The 4440-nt window shown below is 41.5% G+C and carries 2 protein-coding genes; one reads left to right on the forward strand and one right to left on the reverse strand.

Annotated elements, in window-relative coordinates; translation table 11 throughout:
• Positions 1–191: 191 nt before the first annotated feature.
• The gene (locus ACTIEV_RS15390; protein WP_439516802.1) at positions 192–1589 is read right to left on the reverse strand and encodes an MATE family efflux transporter; all 1398 of its coding nucleotides are present in this window, start codon (positions 1587–1589) and stop codon (positions 192–194) included.
• Between the two features lie 872 nt (positions 1590–2461).
• Here ACTIEV_RS15390 and ACTIEV_RS15395 point away from each other — a divergent pair.
• On the forward strand, positions 2462–4440 hold a 1979-nt coding region (locus ACTIEV_RS15395; protein WP_439516803.1), incomplete at its 3' end, for a hypothetical protein.

Genomic DNA, 4440 nt, shown 5'->3' on the forward strand with positions numbered 1-4440 from the left:
TTATTAAAATCTTTCAAATTGACGACCCGCTGCAGTTTACAAAGAATTTACAATAAATTTAGTCGGACAATAATGATAAGAAATAAGAAACAGAGGAATAAGAAACATGAAAGTAAAATTTATTCGCTCACTACTTTCTGATTTCTTGTTTCTTATTTCTCTGTTTCTTATTTCCCTGTTCCTCTGTTTTCTTAAACTTTCACCAACTTCCACTTCCCACGTTTAAACAGAATAACACTTGTAATGGTGATACAGGTTTCTGTTGTTACGATGGCGATGAATACGCCGGTGGTGCCCATGTTCAGTACTTTGGAAAGTAATAGGGCAAAAGGTATTTGGAAAACCCAGAACCAAAATAAATTGATCCAGGTAGGTGTTCTGCTGTCGCCGGCACCGTTAAAGGCGTTGATCATGACCATACCCACACCATAGAAAATATAACCCAAGCTCACGATACGCAAAGCAGTGACTGCTGTTTTGGTAACGGCGGGATCATGTGATATGAGTCCTACAAAAAATTCAGCACCTACCACAAACAGTACAGATACAAATGCCATGAAGATGGCATTGTAGCGAGCCGTTTTCCAAACCGATTGTTCAGCACGATCGGGTTGTTGAGCGCCGAGGTTTTGTCCAACAAGTGTTGCAGCTGCATTACTCAATCCCCACGCGGGCATGATAAAGAAAATGAGTAAACGGATGGCGATGGTATAACCTGCAACAGCATCGCTACCAAAACCGGAAACAATTCTGGCCATCGCGATCCAGCTGGCAGAGCCGATGATGAACTGAAGGGTTCCGGTGGAGGCAATATTGGCGATGGAAGTGAGGATCTCTTTATTCGGAATAAAATGTTTGCGTACGATGCGTACAATATTTTTTCCATTGAATAAATGATAGAGCTGATACAATACACCAATACCTCTACCGGTGGTGGTAGCAATGGCGGCGCCGGTTAGTCCAAACTGATCAATCAATATCGGACATAATATGATGTTGCAGATATTGGCGAGCCATAAGCTTTTCATGGCCATGGCAGCATCACCCGCACCACGGAAGATACCATTGATAAGGAAGAGCAACATGATCACCAAATTACCGATGAGCATGATGCGGGTATAATTGGTACCCATGGCAACCACAGCTTCATCTGCACCCATGATTGCTAAAATATCTGCTGCATAAAAGACACCGATAATGCTGATCAGAACGGAGATGCCGAACGACAATAACAATGCTTGTGCACCGGCTTTAGCGGCACCTTCGGGATTTTTTTCACCAATTCTTCGGGCCACCATCGCAGTGGCTGCCATACTCAAACCGATGGCCACAGAATAAATAAGGGTGAGAAAAGATTCGGTAAGTCCAACAGTAGCGGCGGCACCGGCACCGAGTTTACTCACAAAGAAAATATCGACCACCGCAAACACAGACTCCATGCACATTTCAAGGATCATGGGTATGGCCAGCATGAATACGGCTTTACGGATACTACCCTGGGTAAAATCTTGGTGTTCGCTGTTAAGTGCTTCGCGGAAATAGCTGAAAAAGCCCTTCTTGGGCGTATGATTAATAGTGGTATTCGTCATTACAGGAATGCATTAAATAAATGGAGAAATAGTCCACCGGAGGCGAACGGTTTAAGGGTGTTGAGCGAGAATGGGTAGCAGTGATTCGGTGCTGGTACCCTGCTTAGATGTTCATAAAACAGGTATTCGTGTATGAATATCCTTCGGATGATTTTGAATATCTGATCCGGAGGCAGGGCAAAATTATTCTTTTCTTTTACAAATGCAATAATCCAAAATGGATGAGTGGTTAAAAACAAGGTCTTTAGCTGCATCAACAGCAGATTTCTATGGAATTGCTTTTGTTTTTCCGGTACAGGATGGTTGCTAACGGGCGGGTGTTGATGCTGTAACAGGAACTTGTCAGATAATCATAGCAGCTATTCATAAAAGGTTAGCAGTAATTAACGTATCCATATCGCATTTCTTAAAAGATATGCGTCAATCATGCGACAACTACGGGACAACAACGCGATAACTACGCGACAACCTATGAAAACCAACACTACAATAACCATTCAGCAAGAAGGAAGGCAGGTGAACCTTTCGGGTAGGGTAAGGAATGGGGGTGCCAGGGTGGGAAGGGAAAAAACAGGGTAATTTTTTTTGTTAGAAGCTAAGAATCAGTAAATTAGAATGCTTAATGACCCAAAAGATATTTGGTTCGCCTGAAACCAAACCCTGAGAAACGACCCCGGCAGTATCGCCGGGGTTTTTTATTTCAATACCGGCATACCAAAAACCAATTTTTTACGTATATACTATTGTTACTACCGTGTGAACTTTCAAACGGATAAGCTGTTGAATATCAAATTCCTATATCTTTATTACAAAGTTCAATATCCCCCCAGATGAACTGCTTGAGATTGATAAGGTCCAATGTCTGTGTGTTCGTGCGTGGAGTGCGGGGGGTGAATCTGTTTTCTAAACGACTTTCTTTTTTTTTATTTCTGTTAGTTTTTATTCCCACTGTTTCTTTCACACAAATAACAGGTGGGGGTATAATATCAACTTCGAATGGATGTCAAGTTTGGAATCTACCACATGCTTTTACAGGAACTGTATTTGTTGGTGATGGTGGCGGTTTCGAAGTATATGAATGGCAAAGAAGCCAAGATCCCACTTTTTTGATTGGACCAGTTACAACACTTTGTCCTACTCGAAATTGTACGGATGCAAGTAGCTTGTCTGGTACTTGGTATTATAGGAGGAAAGTATTTCGTACTGATATACCGGGAGATATCTTTTATAGCAATGTTCTTAAAGTAGTTATGATGCCAACTGTTTCAATCACTGGCTCATTAACGTTATGTCAAAATGCAGCAAGCCCTTCATTAACTGTTACAGCCACTGGAGGAACTGCGCCTTATTCCGTCACTTATTCAATAAATGGGGCTGCTCCGGTTACTGCTACTACAACTACAGGTGCGGGAACTATGACGGGTACACTATCCATTACGGTTCCTACATCTACGGCCGGTGTTTTTACTTATAGTTTAACCTCTGTTGTGGACGCTAATTCTTTATCTGAGGGTTGTACGAATACCAATGTAAGTAGCAGTGCAACGATTACTGTAACAGCGCTTCCAACTGCAACTATTAATGCTAATACCTTAACAGCATGTTTAAGTGGAATATCTCCGGTTGTAACCATAACAGGCTCAGGAGGAACAGCGCCATATACTTTTATTTATACCATTAATGGGGGGCCAAATCAAACTATCACTTCAACGGCTGCATCAGCGGATTTAACGGTTCCTGTAAGCTCCTCGGGTAATTTTATTTATCAGTTAGTATCTGTTCAGGAAAGTAGTACAACAGCTTGTATTAATGCGCAAACTTCTTCATTAACAGTAGTTGTTAATCCTAAGCCAGTATTTGCAAGTATCGATCCTTTAGAGCCAACAATCTGTTATGGTACTTCCTTTTTTAATGTAACCCTTACTTATTCTAATATTCCAACAGAATATAAATTAGATTGGAGTTCCCTTGCTACTAGCCATGGTTTTACCAATGTTGGTTATACGACAAATAACTTTATCTCTGGGTCTCCACTTACAATTGCTGTGCCTACTGCAACAGCTCAGATTACTACATACTCTGGAACGCTAACTGTACGAAACGCACTTACAGGTTGTGAAAGTGATCCAGGCACAGCACAATTTAAAATCAATCCAGTTCCAATACTGGGAACGATAACAGGAGTAAGCCCAGTCTGTGTGGGGTCGACCTTGAGTTTATCTAATTCTTTAGGAGGAGGAACTTGGACAATCAATAATGCAAATGCTACGATAGGAGCATTGACAGGTATGGTTACCGGTTCAGCAGCGGGTTCATCTGTAGTTACCTACTCTGTTACGAATGTTCAAGGATGTTCGAGTTTAACAACAACAAGCGTAATCATTAATGCCTTACCTGTGTTGGGAATGATAACAGGAGTAAGTCCGGTCTGTTTGGGATCGACCTTGAATTTATCAAATTCTTTGACTGGAGGTATATGGACAATCAATAATGCAAATGCGACAATAGGCTCACTTACTGGATTATTGACGGGGTCGGCTGCGGGAACATCAGTAGTTACATATTCAGTTACAAATAGTGATGGTTGTTCTAATTTAACTACCACTACAGTTACTATCAATGCGTTACCAACGGTAGCAGCGATTACGGGATTAAATGCAGTATGTGTTGGATCGAATATAACATTAGCCAATGCAACAGGTGGTGGTGTATGGTCACTGAATAATGCGAATGCAACTGTTAATGGATCGGGTGTGCTAACAGGTTCAACTGCTGGAACAACAACGGTATCGTATGCAGTAACAGATGTAAACAACTGTACAACGATTGTTACATCTACTAAAACGATCAA

It is taken from the genome of Sediminibacterium sp., assembly GCF_051861365.1.
In the GTDB taxonomy this organism is placed as follows: Bacteria; Bacteroidota; Bacteroidia; order Chitinophagales; family Chitinophagaceae; genus Sediminibacterium.